17 protein-coding genes and 2 tRNA genes are annotated in these 22,107 nt (G+C 66.8%); 10 read left to right on the top strand and 9 right to left on the bottom strand.

Going from position 1 to position 22,107, the window contains the following annotated elements; genetic code table 11:
- Positions 1-26: 26 nt before the first annotated feature.
- The 4 genes from BKA03_RS10225 to BKA03_RS10210 all read left to right on the top strand — a co-directional run bounded on the left by BKA03_RS10225 (position 27) and on the right by BKA03_RS10210 (position 7,936).
- On the top strand, positions 27-602 hold the full coding sequence (locus tag BKA03_RS10225) for a PadR family transcriptional regulator (protein ID WP_062076044.1): 576 nt from the start codon (positions 27-29) through the stop codon (positions 600-602).
- The gene (locus BKA03_RS10220; RefSeq protein WP_062076045.1) at positions 602-1,324 is read left to right on the top strand and encodes an ABC transporter ATP-binding protein; all 723 of its coding nucleotides are present in this window, start codon (positions 602-604) and stop codon (positions 1,322-1,324) included. The genes BKA03_RS10225 and BKA03_RS10220 overlap by 1 nt, the downstream gene beginning before the upstream one ends.
- Complete coding sequence (locus BKA03_RS10215) at positions 1,321-3,822, top strand: FtsX-like permease family protein (protein WP_062076046.1); 2,502 nt, start codon at positions 1,321-1,323, stop codon at positions 3,820-3,822. The genes BKA03_RS10220 and BKA03_RS10215 overlap by 4 nt, the downstream gene beginning before the upstream one ends.
- A gap of 154 nt (positions 3,823-3,976) precedes the next feature.
- Positions 3,977-7,936, top strand: a complete 3,960-nt coding sequence (locus tag BKA03_RS10210; RefSeq protein WP_152649630.1) for an SCO7613 C-terminal domain-containing membrane protein — start codon at positions 3,977-3,979, stop codon at positions 7,934-7,936.
- Positions 7,937-7,993: 57 nt separating this feature from the next.
- Here the strand turns inward: BKA03_RS10210 and BKA03_RS10205 are convergent, their stop codons facing one another.
- A complete protein-coding gene (locus BKA03_RS10205) occupies positions 7,994-8,458 on the bottom strand; it encodes a tRNA (cytidine(34)-2'-O)-methyltransferase (protein WP_062076065.1) in 465 nt (154 codons plus the stop codon).
- Between the two features lie 209 nt (positions 8,459-8,667).
- On the opposite strand from BKA03_RS10205, the gene BKA03_RS10200 reads away from it, so the two are divergent.
- Positions 8,668-10,944, top strand: coding sequence for an SGNH/GDSL hydrolase family protein (locus tag BKA03_RS10200; RefSeq protein WP_062076048.1), 2,277 nt, complete (start codon positions 8,668-8,670; stop codon positions 10,942-10,944).
- Between the two features lie 27 nt (positions 10,945-10,971).
- On the opposite strand, the gene BKA03_RS10195 is transcribed toward BKA03_RS10200, so the two are convergent.
- The gene (locus BKA03_RS10195) at positions 10,972-12,912 is read right to left on the bottom strand and encodes a M13 family metallopeptidase (RefSeq protein ID WP_062076066.1); all 1,941 of its coding nucleotides are present in this window, start codon (positions 12,910-12,912) and stop codon (positions 10,972-10,974) included.
- 77 nt (positions 12,913-12,989) lie between these two features.
- Here BKA03_RS10195 and BKA03_RS10190 point away from each other — a divergent pair, with 77 nt between their 5' ends.
- A complete protein-coding gene (locus tag BKA03_RS10190; RefSeq protein ID WP_062076049.1) occupies positions 12,990-13,445 on the top strand; it encodes a ribose-5-phosphate isomerase in 456 nt (151 codons plus the stop codon).
- 34 nt (positions 13,446-13,479) lie between these two features.
- Here the strand turns inward: BKA03_RS10190 and BKA03_RS10185 are convergent, their stop codons facing one another.
- From BKA03_RS10185 to cysK, 4 genes are all read right to left on the bottom strand, one after another.
- On the bottom strand, positions 13,480-14,739 hold the full coding sequence (locus BKA03_RS10185) for a GNAT family N-acetyltransferase (protein WP_062076050.1): 1,260 nt from the start codon (positions 14,737-14,739) through the stop codon (positions 13,480-13,482).
- A 61-nt stretch (positions 14,740-14,800) separates the two neighbouring features.
- Entirely contained in the window at positions 14,801-15,292 is a 492-nt protein-coding gene (locus BKA03_RS10180; protein ID WP_062076051.1) for a CoA-binding protein, read from the bottom strand.
- A 126-nt stretch (positions 15,293-15,418) separates the two neighbouring features.
- On the bottom strand, positions 15,419-16,078 hold the full coding sequence (gene cysE, locus BKA03_RS10175) for a serine O-acetyltransferase (RefSeq protein ID WP_083972028.1): 660 nt from the start codon (positions 16,076-16,078) through the stop codon (positions 15,419-15,421).
- Positions 16,079-16,133: 55 nt separating this feature from the next.
- On the bottom strand, positions 16,134-17,069 hold the full coding sequence (gene cysK / locus BKA03_RS10170; protein WP_062076052.1) for a cysteine synthase A: 936 nt from the start codon (positions 17,067-17,069) through the stop codon (positions 16,134-16,136).
- Between the two features lie 417 nt (positions 17,070-17,486).
- Here cysK and BKA03_RS10165 point away from each other — a divergent pair, with 417 nt between their 5' ends.
- From BKA03_RS10165 to BKA03_RS15320, 3 genes are all read left to right on the top strand, one after another.
- A complete protein-coding gene (locus tag BKA03_RS10165) occupies positions 17,487-17,906 on the top strand; it encodes a DUF1761 domain-containing protein (protein ID WP_062076053.1) in 420 nt (139 codons plus the stop codon).
- Between the two features lie 85 nt (positions 17,907-17,991).
- On the top strand, positions 17,992-18,744 hold the full coding sequence (locus BKA03_RS10160; RefSeq protein WP_062076054.1) for a hypothetical protein: 753 nt from the start codon (positions 17,992-17,994) through the stop codon (positions 18,742-18,744).
- Positions 18,745-18,768: 24 nt separating this feature from the next.
- Positions 18,769-19,542, top strand: coding sequence for a GNAT family N-acetyltransferase (locus tag BKA03_RS15320; RefSeq protein WP_062076055.1), 774 nt, complete (start codon positions 18,769-18,771; stop codon positions 19,540-19,542).
- 8 nt (positions 19,543-19,550) lie between these two features.
- On the opposite strand, the gene BKA03_RS10150 is transcribed toward BKA03_RS15320, so the two are convergent.
- A tRNA-Gly gene (locus BKA03_RS10150) sits at positions 19,551-19,624 on the bottom strand.
- A gap of 84 nt (positions 19,625-19,708) precedes the next feature.
- On the opposite strand from BKA03_RS10150, the gene BKA03_RS10145 reads away from it, so the two are divergent.
- Positions 19,709-19,782: transfer RNA gene (locus BKA03_RS10145), tRNA-Pro, on the top strand.
- 48 nt (positions 19,783-19,830) lie between these two features.
- Here the strand turns inward: BKA03_RS10145 and BKA03_RS10140 are convergent.
- Together BKA03_RS10140 and BKA03_RS10135 are read right to left on the bottom strand one after the other, a co-directional pair.
- Positions 19,831-21,027, bottom strand: a complete 1,197-nt coding sequence (locus BKA03_RS10140) for an IS481 family transposase (protein ID WP_179398082.1) — start codon at positions 21,025-21,027, stop codon at positions 19,831-19,833.
- A gap of 420 nt (positions 21,028-21,447) precedes the next feature.
- The gene (locus BKA03_RS10135) at positions 21,448-22,083 is read right to left on the bottom strand and encodes a LysE family transporter (RefSeq protein ID WP_062076259.1); all 636 of its coding nucleotides are present in this window, start codon (positions 22,081-22,083) and stop codon (positions 21,448-21,450) included.
- Between the last annotated feature and the right edge of the window lie 24 nt (positions 22,084-22,107).

Raw genomic sequence — 22,107 nt, 5'->3', positions numbered from 1 at the left:
ACATCGGTCGATGCACGGGAGTCGTCATGAGCGTTCGCCACGCGCTGCTAGCGCTGCTGAGCGAGGGCCCCAAGATCGGGCTCAAGTTACGCGACGAGTTCGAGCAACGGACGGGTGACGTGTGGCCACTCAACGTCGGACAGGTCTACACCACGCTGCAGCGGCTCGAGCGCGACGGGCTGATCGTGGCAAACGGCGGCGACGACGGTCCGCAGAAGGATTACCGGATCACCGATGAGGGTCGCCTCGAGGTGGACGCATGGCTGCACACGCCGCCGTCGGTCATTCCGCCGCGGGATGAGCTCGTCATCAAGGTGCTTGTCGCCCTAGGAGTGCCCGGGGTCGACGTGCCCGCGGTGCTCCAGTCGCATCGGCGCAGGCTCGTCGAGCTGATGCAGGCCTACACCACGTTGAAGGAAGACGCGGTGGATGACATGAGAGTCGCGCTCGTTGTCGACGCCGAACTCTTCCGCCTCGACGCGCTGATTCGCTGGCTCGACTCGGCCGACGCCAGGGTGCGAGCCATGGCCAACGCGCCGAGAAGCGACGCATCGACTCAGGCGTCCCTCGTGACGCGCCGGACCATCAGGGTGGTGACGTGATGCAGGGCATCGAGCTTGAGGGCGTATCCAAGACGTTCGGGGCCGACGAAAGCGAGGTGCACGCGCTTCAGAACGTGAGCCTGACGATCTCGGCGGGGGAACTCGTGGCGGTGATGGGGGCGAGCGGCTCGGGAAAGAGCACGCTGCTCACGATCGCGGGCAGCCTCGAGGAGCCCTCGAGTGGCACGGTGAAGATTCACGGGCGAGACGTGTCCTCTATGTCCAAGAATGAGCGCGCGCGCCTGCGCCGCCGGTCGATCGGCTACGTGTTTCAGGATCTCAACCTGCTCGCTGGCCTCACCGCCGCTGAGAACGTATCGCTGCCGCTCGAGCTCGACGGGATGGGACTCAAGGCCGCCCGCCGTACCGCCCTTGCGGCCCTCGACCGCGTGGGGATGGCAGAGCGCGCCGACCGCTTTCCCGACCAGCTTTCGGGCGGTGAGAGGCAACGCGTCGCGATCGCGCGCGCCGTCGTTGGCCAACGAGACGTGTTGCTCGCCGACGAGCCAACGGGGGCACTCGACTCGGTCAACGGCGAGTCCGTCATGCGCATTCTTCGCTCCGCGTGCCAGGACGGGGTGGCCGGAGTTGTCGTGACGCACGATGCCCAACTCGCGTCGTGGGCGCACCGCGTGATCTTCCTCAGGGACGGACGCATCGTGGACCAGACGGTTCCGGCCGCGGGAGTCGACTCCCTGCTCTCGGATGACGGTCACCCGTGACCCACGTGTCCGAGGCCCGCCTCAGCCGTTCGGCCTCGACGGGAGGGCTCCCCGCTCGTCGCGCGGTCGCCCGCTGGGCGTGGCGCATGTTCCGGCGTGAGTGGCGTCAACAGGGGCTCGTGCTTTCCCTACTCGTCGTCGTGCTCGCCGCGACCGTCGTCGGCCTCGGTCTCGCGGCAAACGCGAGCGCGTCGTCGGATGCTCGCTTCGGCAGCGCCGACTACCTGGTGATCATCCCCGGTTCCGACCCGAGCCTAGGTGCCGATGTCGCAAAGCTCACCGGTCGTTTCGGCACGGCCGAGGTCATCCACCACCTGAGCATCCCCGTGCCAGGCAGCGTGACCCCGATCGACGTTCGCGATCAGGATCCCTCCGGGCCCCTCATGTCGGCCACGCTTCGACTTGTTGGCGGACGCTACCCGAGCGGTGCAGACGAGATTGCCGTGACCGACGGCGTCGCCGGCACGTTCGGTCTCGCCGTGGGAGGTCAGTGGAGCGTCGACGGCCACTCGTGGCGGGTGGTGGGCATCGTCGAGAATCCCCTCGACCTGCTCGAGGACCTCGCGGTCGTCGCGCCCGGAACCATCGCGTCGCCACAGACGGTGAGCGTGCTCGGAGTGGCGCCATCCGGTGGGGACCTCTATGGCCTCGGCATCGACGGCGCCCAGGTGTCGCTCAAGACGGCACACCAGAACGTCCAGGCCGCGGTCGTGGTCCTCGTCCTCGCCGTGATTGGATCCATCTTCGTCGGCCTGGTCGCCGTGGCCGGATTCTCGGTGATCGCGCAGCGGCGCTTGCGCGGCGTGGGGCTACTCGGCGCGTTGGGGGCAACGACCAGGAATCTCCGCCTCGCGCTACTCGTGAACGGTGCGTTGGTCGGCGCAGCGGGTGCGGTGATCGGCGCCGCGGTCGGGGTGGGCGCTTGGTTCGTCGCCGTGCCCGCCATCGAGCGGGTCGTGAACCATCGCATCGATCCGCTCAACCAGTCGTGGCTAGCGATTGCCGGAGCGATGATTCTCGCGGTCGTCACGTCGGTGCTCGGTTCGTGGTGGCCGGCGCGGTCGGCCTCGCGGACCCCGATCGTGTCCGCTCTGGCGACGAGGCCCGCGCCACCGCGGGCGCCGCACCTTCGCGCCCTGCCGGGGGCCATCGTCGCGATGGGGGGCCTGGCAACAGTGGCATTCGTGCCGAGCAACCGGCCGGTGTTCCTGGCTCTCGGCATCGGCGCGACGGTGGTGGGGATGCTCCTCATCGCCCCCGGGACCACCTCACTGCTTGCGGCCGCGGGAGCGCGGGCACCCGTGGCCGTCCGCCTCGCCGTGCGCGACCTCGACCGCTACCGGGCCCGCTCGGGCGGCGCCGTCGCCGCGGTGAGCCTCGCCGTCGGAATCGCGGTGGCGATCTCGGGCGTGGCGGGCGCCGCACAGGTCGCCGCCAATTCAACCGTTGGCGGCGGCAACCTGCCCGGCAACGAGATTGTCCTGTGGCTAGGGAGCAATGGCGCGGGCGGTCCAATCCCCGCGGTCGGCGCCGAATCCCTGCTCGCGGCGCAGAGTGCCGTGGACGACATTGCGCGCTCGGTCGGCGCGCGCTCCACACTGGCCCTCGATGCCGCGGTCGACACAAAGGGAAACGGCGGCACCCACGTGGGTGACGGCGCAACCGCGGGAACGCCCACGTATGATCCGGTCGAGCTCGGCATCCCGCGTGCCGTCTCAGAGGGCGGCCACACCGGAACCGCCTTCTATGGCAACGAGTCGGTACACGTGTACCTGTTGACCCCCGAGGTCCTCGCGCACTACGGCATCTCGCAGTCCTCCATTCCTGCGAACACCGACCTGGTCACGTCGCACGCGAACCTTGACGCGTACGAAATGATCCCGATTCGTGCTTCGGACTGGGTGCCGGTGGTGCAGCGCTCGGACCTGCCCACCTACTCGTCCGACCCGACCACTCTCATCACGCCGAAGGCGATGGGAGACCTGGGACTTACCGCCGTGCCGACCGGTTGGCTCCTCGACTTCGACGGCAACGTGACCGCCGCACAAAAGGCGAAGGCGCGCGTGTTGGCCTTGCAGGCAGGACTCAGCGTCGAGACGCGGCCGACGCAGGCGGACCTCGCTCCCTTGCGTCTGGCTGTCACCGCGGGAGGCATCGCGCTCGCGCTCGCCGTGCTCGCCATGACCGTGGGCCTTATCAGGAGCGAGACCGCGCCGGACCTGTCGACGCTTGCGGCCACGGGAGCGAGCAGCGGCGTGCGCCGCACTATCACGGCGGCGACGGCGGGCTCTCTCGGTCTCCTCGGTGGGCTCTTAGGCACCGCGGGTGCGTACATCACACTCGTTGCTTGGTATCGACGAGACCTGTCGGTGCTTAACCCAGCTCCCATCAGTGCGATCCTCGCGCTCGTGGTGGGACTCCCCGTTGTTGCCTGGGCCGTCGGTTGGCTCCTCGGTGGCAAGGAACCCCGGTCTCTGGCGCGCAGGCGCCTCGAATAGTCGCAAACCAGTCTCGCGTCGGCGGCGCGAGCGCCACGCGAGATGGAAGACTCCACGGGACACCTGCGCGTCCCGTCACACGAAGTCACACTGTGAAGTTGCTTCATCCACAGTCATCCCACGGCGGGCTGACGGCCACCGCTAAGGTCAGTGCATGAGCGATCTGAGAGGGGGGTCGGGGTACTGGTGCCCCGATTGCGGGACGGCGCTGGCGCCGGGACAGGTGCTGTGTCTTGAGTGTGGTCTCGACTGCGCGAGCCCAATGGCGCGGGACACCGAGCGGGCCAACGGAGAGATATACCGGCTGCGTGCGCAGATCGGTGAGTTGACCGCGCAGCAGGACGGGTGGATTGGGTACCGCAAGGAGATTCTCGAAATCGCGCACCGCGCAGCGGCCGACGTGCGTGAGGGGCTCGATGGCGAACCCGCGGCACGCGCGGTTCCGGAGGGTGTGGCGATTTCCGCCCCATTCAGCGCGCCGGGCGAACAAGCGGGAACCCCGCAGGCGACGTCGACCGCGTCGTCAGGCTCCCCGTTCTCATCACCCCCGGCCCAGGCGTTTCAGTCGCCGGCGGCAGACAGACGCGCGTGGGCCGCCGTTGAGCCCGCTACCGTGCGGCCAACCGCGATGAGACCCGCGAAGAGGCTCACGGCACCGGTACTGCTTGGAATCTCAGGCGCCGCGCTCTTCATCCTCTCCGGAATCGTGTTTGTGGCCGCCTCGTGGTCCGTATACGGGCCAGCCCTGCGCATGTCGATACTCATCGCGTTCGCCGCCGTGTTCGCGTGGCTCGCGAGGACGGCAACGCGTCACGTTTTTGCGGCCGTCGGCGGTGCGCTCGGAGTGGTTTCGGCGGCATTCGTCGGAGTCGGCGTGTACGCCCTTACGGCTGGTCCCTCGGGCCCGGCGCCGTATACGGCGGCGATAGCCGTCGTGACCGCTGCCATCGCGGGCCTTGGACTGGCGAGGCTGGGAATCAAGGTGGTGGGTGAGGTCGCGTCCGCCGCCGTCATTCTTGCCGTGGAGGCGGGCGCCGTCGAGGGAGCATGGCGGTCGTCGGGCACGACGGTTGGCATGTCGACGTACGTGATCGTGGCGACGCTCGGAGGCGCGGCAATCCTCGGTGCCAGGTCCATGTGGCGTTCGAGCGGTCAACGAGCCACCGCGAAGTACGGCGGCATGGCCGTCGCGTTTGTCGCGGCGCTGGTCGCGGTCTTCACGCCGCTTTCGGCGCACCGCGTGGACGGACTCGCGCTCACAGCGATCCTGACGAGCGTCGCGGTGTGCGGTGGCATCGCCGCGTGGAATCCCGCGTGGGGTGCCGGAGTACTCACGGGGACCTTCACCATCGGGGCGGTCACGTCCGCGTCGATGTGGAGACTTACTGCGGGTCAGCTCGCCGTGGTGTTCGCCGTTGCCGCAATAGTCGCCGTTGCCGGTCTGGGAAGGGCGCCGCTCGCGTGGCGCACCCCGGGTCTGCGCGGGTTATTGCCCGGGCTCGTTGGCGCCGCGTTCGCAATGCTTCTGCCCGCCATCGAGGGCGTGCCGCTGGCGTTCTCCGGACTTTCGCTATTCGGCGACGTGTCCCTCTCGGGAGTGGGCAGCCTCAGTTGGTTCGGTCTCGCCCTTATCCTGCTGTCCGCATTGCCGCTGGTGACCGGGCGCTGGGATCCGTCGGCTCTGGTGGCCGCGGCGTGGGTGCAGACGGTTGCGGCGGCGGCCTTCGCCGCAGGCGCGGTGTTCCTCGCGCTCGACGCCGCGTACGCGGTGGCGCATGGAGCGGCAGCCGCGGGGGTCGGGCTGTCAGTCGCCGCCGGTGTCCAGTGGTTCGCGGCGCCGCTGTGGGGCGCCGCGCGCTTGACCCCTGTCCGGGCCCTTGCCATCGGGCTCGCGACCATCGGTGGGCTTCACGGAGCCGGTGCCGTCGTCGAGTCTTACGGCTCGCAAGCCCAGTTGGTGTGGGGCACGGTTGCGGTGGTCCTCGCTCTCGTCGCGTTGGCCGCTGCGGCGGTCCGCCAGCGCCACGCCGCAGGATATTGGGCGTTAGTGGCCGTGGTGGGGGCCTCCGCCTGGGCGTGGCACGCCTCTGAGTCCTTCGGAGCCGTCGCGGCGGCGGCCGCGGTCGCGGCGCTGCTCGTCGCGGTGGCCGCCGCTCGTTTGCCGTCGGACCGCGTGTCGCCCGTCCTGATCGGGTCTCTACCCGCGTACCTGGCTGCGGGCATCGGCGTGAGCGCCGCGGCGATCACGGCCGGGGTCGCGTCCGTCGGTTCGCACTCCGCTGGCGCGTTTGCCGGATACGGCTGGGCCCTCGTGTTGAGCGGATGCGTTGCCGTTGCCGGACCCGTCATGGCGATCCTCGCCGACCGGGTCGGCTTCGACTCGCCGCCTCGTATCACGCGCGTGGTGACCGGCATAGGCATCCTGGTTCTCGCGCTCGTTGTTCTGGCACGGGTGCAGCAGGCGTTGGCCGACGCGGGTACCGGCGCGCTCACGATCGCCGATGCGGGCGCTCCCGCACTCGCCGTCGGCGTGGGCGCCGTGGCATATGGCCTCGTCGCACGGGTGCCGTGGTGGCGACCCGCCCGCACGTTCGTGGGCATCGGCGTCGTAGTGATCGCGACGCTTCACGGCTTTGTGGGCTTGGGTCGCCTATCCGTCGGCCCCATAAACCTGTGGTGGGGTGTGGGCGCGGTGCTATTTGCCGCCGCCGCGTTGGGCGTCGCCGCCAGATGGGCCCCCAAGGTAACTCTCGCCCCAGCGATATTCCTGGCGAGCCTGGTCGCGCCGGCCGCACTTGCTTCGTATCACGGTGACCTCGCACTTGCCGTCGCTGCCGTCGTTGCCGCCGTCGTTGCGTGGTTCGCGCGGGGTTCGCGCGGCGTGAACCGGGCCGCGGCACTGTTTGGCGGAATTGGCGTGATGTTCGTCGCCGCCATCGCTGGCCTTCAAGCAATCGGCGCAGCAATCATGGCCCTCGCGCAGACGTGGGCGTTTGATGATGTCAGTTGGCGCCCGTGGTTGCTGATGGCCGTGGTCGCGGTGACCGTCGGCGTGCTCGCGTGGGGTCCCGCCCGCACGATCGCGGGGAGCATCGTCGCCGTGGCTCTGGCCACGATGGCCGGTTTGGTGCCCGGCCCCATCGGATGGGTGGCGCTTGCTGTCATCGGCGTGCTGTCTACCGAGGCGGCTGCCCGCTGGAGGCGCCAGCTTGGCCTTCACCCGCTCGTGCCGCTAGGGGTCGCCCTCTCGTCGGTGGCCTGGTCGGTGAACGAGTCGTGGACGACGGCCGTCGCCATCGGAGCTGTCGCCGTGGCATCGATCTGGACCGCGATTCGTGCGGCCGATGGCGGAACCAGGACGTTTTCGCTTGCGCTCGCGCCGGTGGCGGGCGCCACCGCGGTCTTCCTCGCGCTCGACTCGTGGAACGTTGACCCCGGTATCGCCGCCACCATCGCGGCGGGCACCGCACTCACGATGCCCCTCGTGGCGGTTGCCGCAGGTCTCGACACGCGTCGGCTCGTTGCAGTATGGATATTGGGCGTCACGAGCGTCTTGGGGCCGCTCTTCACCGGCGACCTGGGGCTCGCAGGCTTGGTCGTGGTGCTCGCATGCGCCGCATGGTTCACCCTGTCGACCTTGGGCGCGCCTTGGGCACGCTGGGTGGCCCTTGGAGGGCTGTCGGTGGCCACGATGCTTCTCGCCGCCGACGTGGGAATCGCGACGCTCGAGGTGTACACCGCGGCTCCCGCGCTCACGATGATTGTGGTCGGGCTCTGGTGGCTGAAGCGGGATCCGCAGATTCGCACGTATTTCGCGCTCGCACCAGGGCTTGGCGCCGCTTTGGTGCCTTCGTACCTGGCCCTCGCGTTCAACCCCGACGCCTTCGCGCGCACGTTTGCCCTTGTCGGAGGGGCGCTCGTCTTGGCCGTGGTGGGAGTCATGCGCCACTGGTTCGCGCCGTTACTTGCGACGGCGATCACCACCGTGGTTGTTGCCTTGTCGCAGGTCTTTGCCAGCGAGTCACTCCTACCCCTGTGGCTGAGCGTTTCGGTCATCGGGGCGGTGCTCTTCGCCCTCGCGCTCCTCGCCGAACGCATCAAGTCGATGCGCTAGGACTCATCGGTCGACGCTCATCGTGGGGTAGCCCCACGACGCACCGCGCGGTGCGTGCTACACGTGGTCCGCGAAGCCCAATTGCCTGCCCGCCTCGTAAATTGCGATCGACGCGGCGTTTGACAAGTTGAGCGACCGCCGTCCAGGAAGCATCGGAATGCGCAACCATTGCGTGATTCGTGGATGGTCGAGCACCTCATCGGGTAGGCCGGTGGGCTCCGGTCCGAAGAGCAACACGTCGCTCGCGTTGTAGGCGACATCGGTGAACCAGGTATCGGCCCTGCCCGTGAAGGCAAACACGCGCGCGCCGGGCAGCGCGGCGCACATCTCGTCGAATGACGGGTGGACCGTGACGGTGGCAAGGTCGTGATAGTCGAGGCCCGCGCGTCGCAGTCGCGATTCCTCGAGCGAAAATCCGAGCGGCTCGATGAGCCTTAGAGGCGCCCCGGTGACGGCCGACAGCCGAATTGCGGCGCCCGTGTTCTCGGGAATGCGCGGCTCGAAGAACGCGATCGAGGGCATTGGCACGGGAGCGTTCACGTAGGCAAGTATTTCACGGACGGGCGCATACCAGATGCGGGTCGCAACCCGGTCCATCGCCGCGGCGCGTCGAAATGTGACATTGGACACATACGGCGTTTTACCCCATAAATGGGGCTACCCAATCTGGGGGTCTGTTTTTTACTGTAGTGGGTAGGCCTGGAGGGTTCGACGACTCGGGAGTTGAAAGCGTGCGGGCATCAATCGCTGTCGGCGGAGTCGCGCTCATCGCGGCACTCGCCTTCACTGGGGTCTGGACGGCCACATCCGCCCAGGCGGCTCCGAGCGACGCTACCGTAAATGGGCCGCAGGCGCTCGTCGACGCGCAAGGGCCGCAACCATTGACCGTGGTTCTCATGGGCGACTCGTACACGGCGGGCAACGGGGCCAGGGCCGCGGGTGACCCCTCCTACTACGGTCCCGATCGTTGCATGCGGAGCACCAACACGTGGGGGGAGCAATACGCGAGGATCCTCGGGTCGCAGGGCTACGCCGTGACGCTGATGAACAGGGCGTGCTCTGCCTCTACGTCCGACGCCGTCCTCAACCCCAGGAACATGAAGGACTCTCGCGTCATTGCGTACCCCCAACCTGAGGACGAATCCGCGCCGCGCGCGGATCAGTTCTACACATCCTGGGCGGCGTCCAACCCTCGATGCTCGCCTACGCCGGCTACGGAGGAGTATTTCGTCACGCACGTGGTGAAGACCCCCATCGGGGACGGGACTGACCACGTGTCCGTCGTGTGTGACCGCTGGCTGGCGCCTCAGGTTGACGCGCTCAACCCAGACGTGGACCTGGTGCTTCTCACGCTTGGCGGGAATGACGCACACTTTCCGGACATCGTCAGGGCGTGCCTCATCATGGCCGACGCGAAGGGGTGCGACGCCGCGTTGCAGACGGCGCTCGACTACGTCAACAACAAGTATTCGGATGACCTCATTAAGGTCCTGACGACGATCGAGCAACGCACCGATGGACACGCCAAGATCGCGTTTCTCGCGTATCCGGGCCTCGAGGTCAACAGCGACCTGAGCATTACGTCCGTGCAATCGTCGGGCGTGACGACGTACCCCGTCTCCGCGAAACTGTCCGCACTTGAGGCCGCGGGAATCGCGGCTCAGCGATCGGCAATCGACGCGGTGAACGGAGTTTTAGGAGACGGTACGGTCACGTTCGTCGACTCGGTTCCGGCGCTCTTCAAGGGCCACGAGCCTGATGCTAGGGGCGGAATCGCCAACCCGAACAGGTGGATGTACGAGGTCTTCGAGACCACCACTCGCGACGAGTGGTACCACCTCAAGCCGGAGGGGCAGAGCCAAATCGCTCACCTGGTAGCGAGCTACGGCACCTTTGGCGCCGTCGACGACAACGGAGTGGCACGTGACGTGGCGCTCATCGTTGGCGACGACGCGGTTGCTCGCGCGGCCGCTGAATCCGCACTCTCCGACGCGGCGGTCTGGAACGGGGCACAGGTCTCGGTCATTGAACAGCGGCGTGCTGACGACGGAGTGCACCTCTTGAGGCGCGTCGTGGCGGCAGGCACCCACCCTGAGAAGGCGCTTGACGCGCTCCGGGCATCCGCAAGGACTGACTGGGTGCCCGCGGAGGATGTGAGACTCCCAGCCCGTTGGAACGCGACCGCCCAGGCCGTCTACGTCGGTGACGCATCAGTCGGGCCAGGAGACCTAGCCCAGGTCTGGACTGGTGCAGCGGAGGGCCGGGTCGTGACGGTCGACACCCATGTCGTGACCCTGCCCACCTCCGCGGACACGTTCGCGCAAGTCGATGCCGCGACTGCCGACGTTCGCGGCCAACTAGTCGAGGCGCTTGCACTCGCGGACCGGGCTCCACACGCGTGGGCTGGAGGGCCGTATGTTGCGGCTGGCCGCGACGTGCAACTCACGGCGAGCGGTTCCGTGGGCGCGGGAGACCTGACGTACTCCTGGGATCTCAACGGCGACGGAGTCTTCGAGACCGCGTCGGATGGCCCGACGTTGACGGTGCAGGCCGGTCAAGTCAAGACGGGCTGGGTACGCGTGCGCGTCTCGGTTCCCGGTGGCGAATCGTCGATCGCTCGCGCCTGGGTATCGGCGGGCTCGGAGGCCACCGTCGAGCAGGTCACTTGCATCGGTCAGGACGGCGTGGGCGCGGCAGGGGGAGCCTCCGCGCGTAGCGGTTGCGGGACCTCTGACGGGTTCACCACGGGATGGGACGTCGTGCAAGAGTCACCTTCACCGATTCCCGCGCACGAGCAAGGTGACTCTGCCGGGGCGGCCTCGCACGACCGCACGCTCGCGGCGCTCACCCTGGTGCCGCTCTTCGCCGACGAGCGCGTCACGATGCTGCGAGGGGCACGGTCTAGCGCGCCCACCAAGGCTCGTGATTGTGCACGACGGCGCCCTCGTCAACTCGTGGCGCGAGAGCGAGGCCTCGCCGCACTCTTGAGCGAATGCACCGTCGACTAATACGTCGACTAGAACGTCCCGACGCTTCTACCAGATACGCACGCGGTCGTCGGGGGCGAGCCACAACTCGTCCTCCGCGGTGACGCCGAAGGCCTCGTACCACGCGTCCATGTTCCGCACCACGCCGTTGATCCTGAACTCTTCGGGGGAGTGAGGATCCGTGTTGATTTGGGTAATGAGCGCCTCGTTGCGCCGCTTGGTGCGCTCCGTGAGGGCGTAGGCGATGAAGTATCGCTGCACCGCGGTGAGGCCGTCGATCGCGGGGAGTTCGTCGAGAGGCTTGCCGACGGCGATGCGCAGCGCCTTGAGACCGATCTCCACTCCCGCGAGGTCGCCGATGTTCTCGCCAACGGTGAGGGCGCCGTTGACCGTGTGCTCGTTGGTCAACTGGGCAGGGGAGTAGCCGTCGTACTGTGCGATCAGCACGGAGGCACGTTCCATGAACGCGGCCCTATCGGCCGCCGTCCACCAATCGGAGAGCCTGCCCGTGCCGTCGTACTTCGAGCCCTGGTCGTCGAATCCGTGGCCAATCTCGTGGCCAATGACGGCGCCGATGCCGCCAAAGTTGACGGCGTCGTCCGCCTCGGGGTCAAAGAAGGGCGCCTGGAGAATCGCGGCAGGGAACACGATCTCGTTACCCGTTTGCAGGTAGTACGCGTTGACGGTCTGTGGCGTCATGAGCCACTCGAGCCTGTCGACGGGCTTGCCGATCTTCGACCATTCCCACGCTTGGTCGAATCGCGCCGATGCGCGCACGTTGCCGAGTAGGTCGCCCGCGTCGGCGGTGAGGCCTGTGAAGTCCCTCCACACGTCGGGGTATCCCACCTTGGGCGTGAACTGAGCCAATTTGGTCAGCGCCCGTTCCCGCGTGGCGGGAGTCATCCACTCGAGGCTCTCGATCGACGTCTTGTACGCGGCGATGAGGTGGGCGACGAGGTCGTCCATCTTTGCCTTGTGCTCGGCGGGAAAGTGCCTCGCGACGTATTCCTTGCCAACCAGCTCGCCCACGCAACTCTCGACGACGTGCACGGCGCGCTTCCATCGGTCGCGCTGCTCGGGGGCGCCCGAGAGCACGGTCCCGTAGAAGTCGAAGTTGGCGCGCGATATCTCTTGAGTGAGGTAGGCGGCACGGCTCACGACGACTCGCCACCGTAGCCACTGCTTCCAGTGGTCGAGATCGGTGGCGGTCCACAAGGCGGCGAAACCGGTGAGGTATGGCGGCTCGTCCGCGACCAAGGAGTCTCGAGCAGCGTCCGGCATGGCGATCTGCGCGGCCCACAGGGCCCAAGGGAAGCCGGGCGCGCCCTCGGCGAGCGAAGCGAGCGTTGTTGGGTTGTACGTGAGGTCCGCCTCTCGCGTCTTCACGTTGTCCCAGTGCACGGCGGCCAGGGCCGTCTCGACCGCCATGACGGTGTCCGCATCGATGTTCGTTTCGGTGAGTGCGGCCATTCTCGCGATGTGATCGACGTACGCGGCCCTGGTGGCGGCGTGTGAATCCTCACGGTAGAACGCCTCGTCGGGAAGCCCGAGGCCCGACTGCTCGAGGTACACGACGTTCTCATCCGGGCTGTTCTTGTCCGCAAAGACGTAGAAGCCCACCGCGCCGCTCACGCCGCTGACTTGAAGGCGTCCGAGCGCCGCAGCGAGTTCGTCGTGGGTCGTGGCGGCGTCGATCTCATCGAGGTCCCCTCTCAGCGGTGCGACGCCGAGGGAATCCACCGTGTCGGTGTCCATGAAACTCGCGTACAGCGCGCCGATCGTCGAGTCAGCGGTTGCCTCCTCGATGATGGTCCGCACGTCCTTCTCGGCCTGATCGTGGAGCGCGTAGAACGCGCCATCCGCTGCGCGGTCGGCCGGAATCTCGTGGCTAGCCAGCCAGGTGCCGTTCACATACCGGAAGAAGTCGTCTTGGGCTCGGATGGACGTCGAGAGGGCTGTGGGGTCGATGCCGCGCTGGGGTTCCGTCATGACGTTCACCTTATGCGCTCGCAGGCCCGTGATCGCGGCACGTTCGCCCACGGCGTGCCTGCTGGCATGATGTAACTATGCGCCTTCACATTGCTACAGACCACGCGGGATTTGAGCTTAAGGAAGAGCTTCTCGCCCACTTGACGGCCGCCGGCCACGACGTCGTGGATCACGGCGCGTCCGAGTACGACGCCCAAGACGACTACCCAGGCTTCTGCATTTCCGCGGCCGAGTCCGTCGTGGTCGAGCCAGGGTCCCTGGGAATCGTCATCGGGGGATCGGGCAACGGCGAGCAGATTGCCGCCAACAGGGTCCGCGGGATTCGTGCGGCCCTGGGTTACAAGCCCGAGATCGCGATCCTCGCCAGGCAGCACAATGACGCGAATGTCTTGGGGCTCGGTGCACGCATGCACACCACGGAGGAGGCGTTCGCGATTGTGGACGCTTTCGTCGCCACGCCCTTCAGCGGCGACGCCCGTCACCAGCGCCGCATCGACCAGCTCTCTGCCTTCGAGGCCACGCGCGACGCGTAACAGCGCCGCGGACTCGAACTAGAAGACGCGCGAACTAGAAGACGAATGAACTCCTGGGCGCTTGCCGCGCCCTGAACGCGTCGCTGAGTGCGGCCACGGAGCCCGGACGCACCTCTTCGATGAGTCCAGCGGCCGCGATGGACTCGATGGTCGTGCCACCGAGGTATGCGGCGGACAAGTCCTGAATCGACATTCCGACGCTGACTGAGGAGCCCCTCTCGGCGCGCACCACCGTTGCGCGGCCATCCTTCACGTGCAGTCTCCAGCGGTGCGCGTTCTCGGCGACGAGGTGGTCGGAGACGTCGATCACCTCGTCGATGTCGGCGCCGTACGAGCGCGCGGTGAGCGCAGCGGGGACGTCCAGAATTCTGAGCCACACCTGGTCGCGCAGTTGCGGAGCGAGCGCGCGGATGTCCGCTGCCAAGTGAACGAGGGGATCGTCGAGCGGCACTCCGGCGACCTCGAAGGAGACCATGAGGTCGAGATCTGCCAGTACCGACCACAGGCGCCGCGCGGCGGCCGCGTTCACGGCTGCCCACGCCTCGGTCGCGCCCTGGCCCTGCGGTCGCTGATTGGTCCAGGTGAGCTTGCGCTGGAAGATGGCGAAGGCTGCCGGGCCCAGATCGTCCTCGATGATCGCGATCCGCTTCTGTTCCTTGCCTTCGCGTAGCTGTTCTGGATCGAAGAACTGGTTGGCCAGCATCGCGTCGTCGACAACGGTCATGGCGCCGGGTCGTTCGTCGCGCGCCAGGACCGCGCGTACTGCGGTCGCGTGAGTCGCGAGGTCGGCATCCTCGATGCGGAGTCGAAGGCCCTCGGAAGGGCCGGTACCCCGGAGCGCCATTCCGCGTGGCAGACTCACCGTGTACGTAGGGCAAGACAGGCCATAGCCGAAGCGCTGGTAGATCATGGTTTCTGCCGCAGTGAGCGTGCTCACAATCTCGCCGCGCTTGCGTGAGCGCTCGAAGTGGTCGCCGATGATCGAGTTGAGAATTCCGCGACGACGGTGGGCGGGGTGAACGCCCACCCAGGTGAGGCCCGATGCGGCGACACTGCCCCCTGGCACGCGCATCGTGTAGCCATAGGAGGCATGCACGGCGACGAGCGTGGGGGTCGAGTCATCGCTGCCGTCGGTCTCGACGCCCCTGGCCCGCGACCAATCCGTGGCGGTGGCCACTGCCTCACGAACATCGGGCGGCCGGGTCATCGCGAACGCCCACTCGTCGATCGCGATCATTTCCGTGCGGCGTTCGAACGGCACGTCTGTTCGGCGATAGCCCGTGGGAAGACTCATGGAACGATCGTGGCACCCAAAAGCGCCGTGCGCACACCCAGGCAGGAGTGAAACGGCACTGTCAGGCGATGGTGTTCGCGACGATCTGGTCCCGAAGGCGCGCGTATTCCACCTTGATGCATCGATTTTCGATGACGTCCATGCCCGCGGCGCGTGCGGTCGCGGCTGCGATTTCACTCTCGATGCCCAGTTGCATCCACAGCACGGCGGCATCGGTTTTGACAGCGTCGACGGCGACGGGCGGCACGTCCTCGCTGCGGCGGAACACCACCACGATGTCTGGTGCGGCGGGAACATCTGCGAGCGAAGCGTAGAAGCCGTGCCCCTCGATGTCGGCGTCGCCCGCGTTGGGGTTCACGAGATACAACTCGAAGGGGGTGTGATTCATGAGCCACGTGCACACGGCGTGCGACGTGCGATCAGGATGAGGAGAGGCGCCCACCACGGCAACCGCGTGGGAACGCGCGAGGATCAGCGCGAGAACGTCATCCGTCGGCGCCTGGCTCACTCGTGGCATCGGACAGCTCTCCGCGGGTGCGTCTGGTGTCGTCATATTCTCCTCAACCATTTCCTCGTCCAAGCGTCTCTCACTGTCGACTACTGATCGGTCTTCGGTTGATAGAGGTGAATACTCTGCCGCGCAGACCTCGGCGTGCTGAAGCCATCAGCCAGCCCACCGCTAGATGTAGTACATCGCGGGTTCGCGTTGCTCTGTCTCGAAACCACCGAGTTCATCGAGGTCATCGAGGTGGACATGTGAGTATCCGTCGTCGACGCACGAGGCGGCGGTGTGGGCCTCGACGTAGTTCGGCTCGAGCCTGATCACAGCGGGGATTCCCACGGCCGTTGCGCCGTTTGGCACATCCTTGACCACCACCGCATTGGCGCCGATGCGGGCATCGGAACCGATGTAGATGGCGCCCAGGATTTTCGCCCCAGCGCCAACCACGACCCTGTCGCCGATCGTGGGGTGACGCTTTCCATGGCTCATGGTGGTGCCGCCGAGCGTGACACCGTGGAAGAGCAGCACGTCATTGCCGACGATCGCCGTCTCGCCAATGACGACACCCATGCCGTGGTCGATAAACAAGCGGCGGCCCAACTGCGCACCGGGGTGAATCTCAATTCCAGTGCGGCGGCGGGCGCGCTGGGAGACCAGGCGGGCGAGCCTCTTGTGGCCCGAAAGCCACAGGCGATGTGCCACCCGGTAGTACCACAACGCATGAACGCCCTGGTAGCTCAACGCCACGACGAGCGGGCCTGGGCAGGCCGGATCGCGACGGTGGGCCGTCTGTACGTCCTCGCGGGCCTGGGCCCACGCGGAAATGCGTTCAGTCATGGCTGTTCTCATTCATTGCAGTCCTCCGGGTGGCTCAACGTCTGGTGGGGCCTGATTAATCCATCAAGTCCGCGTAGAGGATCGTGCTGAGGTACCGCTCGCCGAACGAGGGGATGATCACCACGATGGTCTTGCCCGCGTTTTCGGGACGCTTGGCGACCTCGATCGCCGCGTGCAGCGCCGCGCCGGAGGAGATGCCCACGAGCAGGCCCTCCTTGCGAGCAGCCGCCCTCGCGGTCGCGACCGCGGTTTCGGAGTCGACGTCGAAGACCTCGTCGTAGATCTCGGTGTTGAGAATCTCGGGGATGAAGTTGGCGCCGAGGCCCTGGATCTTGTGGGGGCCGGGAGCGCCGCCGTTGAGGATGGGACTTTCCGCGGGCTCCACGGCGATGATCTGCACGCTGGGCTTCTTGGCCTTAAGGACCTCGCCGATTCCGGTGATCGTTCCGCCCGTACCGATTCCGGCGACGACGATGTCGACCTCGCCGTCCGTGTCGTCCCAGATCTCGATCGCGGTGGTCTTGCGGTGAATCTCGGGGTTGGCCAGGTTGGCAAACTGGCGGGCCAGGACGGCGCCGGGGCGCTCGGCCGCGATCGCATCGGCCGCGTCGACGGCGCCCTTCATTCCCGTCGGGCCGGGCGTCAGGACGAGCTCGGCACCGAAGGCCCGTAGCAAGGCGCGGCGCTCCTTGGACATCGTCTCGGGCATCGTGAGCACGACGTTGTAGCCGCGAGCGGCGCCGACCATCGCGAGCGCGATGCCGGTGTTGCCCGAGGTGGCCTCGACGATCGTGCCGCCCGGCTTGAGCTCGCCAGACGCCTCGGCGGCGTCCACAATTGCCACGCCGATGCGGTCCTTGACCGAGTTGGAGGGGTTGTAGAACTCGAGCTTGCCGAGGACCGTCGCGACGGCGCCCTCGGTCATGGAGTTGATGCGGACGAGCGGGGTGTTGCCGATGAGCTTGGTTACGTCATCGAAAATGCGGGCCATGAGTGTTCCTTTGCGTGGGGTATGGGGACCGGGTCAATGGATCGAGGTCTAAGAGGGCGAACGTGGGCGTACCTGGAATCGATACTGGGGCGAGCGCTGGCGGATTGCTCCCGGAGGGGCGCGGGCGTGCGGCAGCGCTCTAGAGACAGCAGACGCAACAACACATGGAACCCGCGGGCAGGATGGCAGGAGCGGTCGCGACTGCGACGGTGCTCAGACTGCTCATCGGGTTGCCTCCTCGGGTCCACGGCAAGGTTAGCGCCGTCGCACGGTCCGGGCAAGCACGCCGCGCTTTGGTGTGCGGCAAGAGCCGGCTCTGGCGCCCGTCGGAGGCGGGTGCCAGACTGAGCGAGCGGCCGAGGCATCGGCCGCCTCGTCCCCCGCACGCAATGTCGCGTGCGCATTGTGGAGGTTTCCATGGGCTGGATCGACTTTGGTGCGGTGACGTGGTGGGCCGTCGCCGTGGCGTTCGTGGTGTCGTTCGTGTTCGGCTGGTTTTGGTACTCGCCGCAGGGCTTCTTCCCACTGTGGAGGCGCCTAGACAAGATCTCGAGCGACGACATGGAAAACGCGAACATGGGTATCGCATTTGGAGGGACGGCCGTCGGCAACCTGCTTGGCGTCGTGCTGGTCGCGCTCCTGATGCCCGCACTGGGCGTCGAGGGATGGCTCGCCGGTCTCGCCTTCGGCGCGCTCGTGGGGCTGGTATTCAGGGGAGGGGCGCACGCGATTCACAACGGATTCGCGGGGCGGCACCCTGGCGTGACGCTGATCGACCTGGCCCACGACACCATTGGACTCGCGCTCGCGGCCGCGGTTTTGGGCGCCATCGGCTGATCGCGCGGAGCGTGTACTTGATGCGGTTTGGGCGCCCGGCAGCGCACTTGCCACATGCAACCCACGCTCGTGCCACACTGCCGTCATGAGCGTCAGCGATGGAGAGGCGGATGGGGTCGCATCGGGCATCCCGAGCGGCCCCGGGTCCGCACGATGGAACCAACTGGAGGATCGGGTGCTGCCGGCGTGGCTCAGGCCGACGGCCCACGAGAGCCGCATCCCCGTTGCGTCGGCGATTCTGGTCGCCGCCGCGCTGCAACTGGTGCTCGCGCAACAGTTCACGGTCATCCATCCAAGGTGGCTGTTGCCTGCGCTCGAGATCGCACTGTTGGCGACGCTGCTCGTTCTCAGCCCGGTCAGGACCGTCCGTTATACGGCGCAGGGTCGGTACGTGAGCCTGTTACTCGTCGCGATCATCTCCCTCGACAACGGCTTAAGCGCCGTCATGCTCGACAAGGGCCTGATCAATGGCACGGTGGGCAACCAAGCGGCACCGCTGCTCGCGTCGGCCGGCGCGATCTACCTGACCAACATCATCGCTTTTGCGATCTGGTACTGGGAGCTTGACCGCGGCGGCCCGCTCGCTCGCGCCGCCGCCACCCGCACCTATCCCGACTTTCTGTTCCCGCAGATGACGCAACATCACCTTGCGCCCAAGCACTGGGAACCGCGCTTCTGGGACTATGCGTATCTGAGTTTCACGAATGCCACCGCGTTCTCGCCGACCGATACGATGCCCTTGCCGCGGTGGTCAAAGGGGCTCATGACACTTCAGAGCGCGATTGCCCTGTCCACCACCGCGCTTGTCATTGCCCGCGCGGTGAACATCCTGAAGTAGCGGCCTGATTCCTACCCTGTCCGGGTGGACACCGAGCTGATCGACGCCTACATCGCGGCCTTTGTCGCGCGGTGCGAGGTCATGTGGCGTCCGGGGTGCCTGATGGTGAACGAGCCGGGCCTGTATGGATTGCAGTCCACGGCTGAGGACCCGCCCACCCGGCTCTTGGTGACGGATGACCGCGCCTGCGCCGCGCTCGCCGCCCTGCTGCAGGACGTTAGGGGAGGCACCGTCAGCGTCTTCGCTGAGGCCACCCGGTGCACGGGCATCGTCGCAAGCAGCGGGGGATGGAAGCCAAAACCGGTGACGGCGATGATGAGCCGCGAGCTGCGGACCTTGCCGGAAGCGCCGTTGCCTGCCGGATTGGCGCTGCGTCCGGTACGGAGGCGTGACGAGGACCCGGAGAATGGCGTGCCGCTGGACGACGCGGTCGCTGTCGCGACGGCAGCAAATCCATTGGGAGAAGACACGGCCAACCCGCTAGCCGACTATCTCAAGTCGTTGCCGCCCACGACGCGGCTCTTTGCCGCCGTCGATGATGATGGCGTGGTCCGAGCGACCTCAGGCTCCGGTAGGTTCGGCGAGCAGGCAAGCGTGATCTTCGTCAGCACCGACCCGTCATGGCGTCGCCGTGGCATCGGCCAGGCCATGACCGCGGCGGCGTTGAGCTTTGGCCGGAGCGCGGGTGCGAGGCAGGCATGTCTCGGCGCGAGCGACGAGGCCATCGGGATCTACCAGCGGCTCGGGTTCGAGATCGTCGCCCAGACGACGCAGTTCTATCGCGCTGGTCCCGGCTAGGAGAAATGTGGAGCGGGTGACGGGGATCGAACCCGCACCATCAGTTTGGAAGACTGAGGCTCTACCATTGAGCTACACCCGCACGAGCGGCATGAGTCGCATCGGCGGGTACTAGAGTAGCCGAGCCGGGTCGACGGTGGGTAACGCGTGGAAAGACGTGTGCAATCGGGGTGTAGCGCAGCTTGGTAGCGCATCTGCTTTGGGAGCAGAGGGTCGCAGGTTCAAATCCTGTCACCCCGACGAATGTGATGTGTCGGGACATCGTTCTCAGGTGTCTCGGGTCATCGTTCACAGAGGCCCCTCCTTCGGGAGGGGCTTTTGTGGTTTTTTGGGTTGGTAGTCGCGGTTGGGGTCCAGTTGGTGTTCGGCGATGATTTCTCCTGTGTCGGGTCGGATGACGAGGGTGTCGGCGCCGGCGACCAGCAGTAGGACGTGGTGCCCGTTGTGGGTGCGTCCTATGCCGAGGTGGCGTAGTTTGCCTGCCCAGCGCAGGGTGATGGCGCCTGCGGTGTCGACGGTGTCGTGGCGGACGCGCCAGTGGCGTTGTAGTAGTTCGAGGGTGGGTCCTGTTTTGGGTAGTGCCGCGTAGGCCTGGGCAGGGGTTCGCCTGCCTAGGGAGCGGTGGGCGCGTTCGTGGTTGTAGACGTGCTCGAAGGCGGCCAGTTGGGTGGTCAGCTCGATCAGGGTCGTAGCCGGCGGGCGGGCCCCCAGCCACCGTTTCAGGGTTTGGTGGAAGCGTTCGATTTTGCCTTGGGTTTGAGGGTGGCCGGGGTGTCCGTTCTTCTGGACGATGCCGTGCTGGGCGATGACGTGTTCAAAGTGGTTGGGTCCTCCTTTGCCGCGGGCGAAGCGGGTGGTGAAGATCATGCCGTTATCGGTCAGTGTTGAGGCTGGTAATCCATGAAGTTTCGCGGTGGCCAGGAACGTTGAGGTCACGACCTTCACTGTCACGGTGGTGTGAGCAGAGATGTGCAACACGAGTCGGGAGTGGTCGTCGAGCCAGGTGATGATTTCCACGGGGACCCCGCCGGCGAGTGACCAGTGGGTCATGTCGGATTGCCAGCAGCCGTTGGGTGCGGGGGATTCGAAACGGATCCAGGATGAGCGGGGCCGTTTGTGGGGTTGGGGTGTGACGGCGCCGTCGGCTTTGAGGATCCGCCAGATTGTTGATACTGACGGTGGGTTCGGATACTCACGCGTCAGACGGTCATGGATGGACTCTGCACCGGCGTCCAGGCCGTCTCGTTGCAAGGCGGTGCGCAACTCCAACACTCTTGTCCGCAGCGTGGGTGGTGTGGCGTGGGGTGAGGACCTAGGGGCCCTGGATTGGGGGTCCAGGGCGCCCAGGCCGCCCGTGCGGTAGCGGGCCAGGAGGGTGTGGATCCAACGCCTGGAAACCTTGAATCTGGTTGCGGCCTCGGTGACGGACATTGCGCCCTCGATGACTGCTAGAACGATGACGTGGTTTCGCTCGACGTTTCCCATGTCCCATCGTCAAGGGGTGTGAACGATGTCGCGACACATGTGTGAACTAAGTCGTGACATCAGACACTGTCACCCCGACGAAGTGAACGAGTGGCGGAGCCGGGCTGAGGCCCGGCTCCAGCCGCGAGTGAACGAGGAGGGGTTGAGCGGAGCGCCGCAGGCGCGGAGCGATCACCCCGACTGGAGCGAGGACATCGCCGCGGGGAGCGCGAGCGGGTGTCCGAGCGGAACGAGAGGGTAGATGTCGCGAAGCGACGAATACCCCGACGCCGCCGGTGAGGTTCCGGACGCTGCCCCCACCTTGGCCCACGCGGCCGCATCAACGCGTGGCGTGGCGGGGCAGTTGCTTTTGCGGAATTGTTAACACGTTAACGAATGTCGCGCCGAACACGGTGCTGAGTTGGCCTGGTCCGCGAGGGGCTACCCCCATACGAGCGCCCGCACGATCACCGCGGCGCCAAGCAAGATCACGATCGCCGACGCGACAATCCCAAGCACCCGGCCGGTGCGCGCCGAGATCGTCCGGTGCATCACGGCGCCCACGGCGGCCAACCCCAACTGCCAGGAAATCGACGCGGCCCCGGTTCCCGCCACGAAGGCGGCCTTCGCCTCGAACCCAGAAGACGTGCCAGCGAGCACGCCCGCGAGCGCGATGAAGTACAACACCGTCAGTGGGTTCATCGCGGTAAGTGCCACGAAGCGCCCAAAGACCGCGAGTGGCCGCCCCGGCTTTGGCGGAGCCGCCAACGCATCGGGCGCCGTGAGTGACGTCACGAGTTGCCGCAGCCCGATGCCGATCACGACTGCCCCGGACACCACCATCGGCACCGCACCCCACGACTCGATGAGAGGCGAGGCCTTGCTGCCGACCGTCACGGCGGCCGCGCAATACGCGAGGTCTACACAGCCGACCGCGAGGGCGGCCGCGGCGGCCGATCGAAAGCCGTGCAGCATTCCCAGCCTAAGAAGCAGGAGGCCGATCGCCCCCAGGGGCATCGCGATGGCGAGCCCAGCAGTGGCGCCGGCAAGTGCAGGGGCGATCAGACCGGTCTCCATGGAACGAGCATGAAGGATCGCGCG

It is taken from the genome of Demequina lutea (genome assembly GCF_013409005.1).
Lineage (GTDB): Bacteria > Actinomycetota > Actinomycetes > Actinomycetales > Demequinaceae > Demequina > Demequina lutea.
The sequence above is the reverse complement of the archived record's forward strand: the minus strand, read 5'-3'. Positions and strand labels throughout refer to the sequence as shown.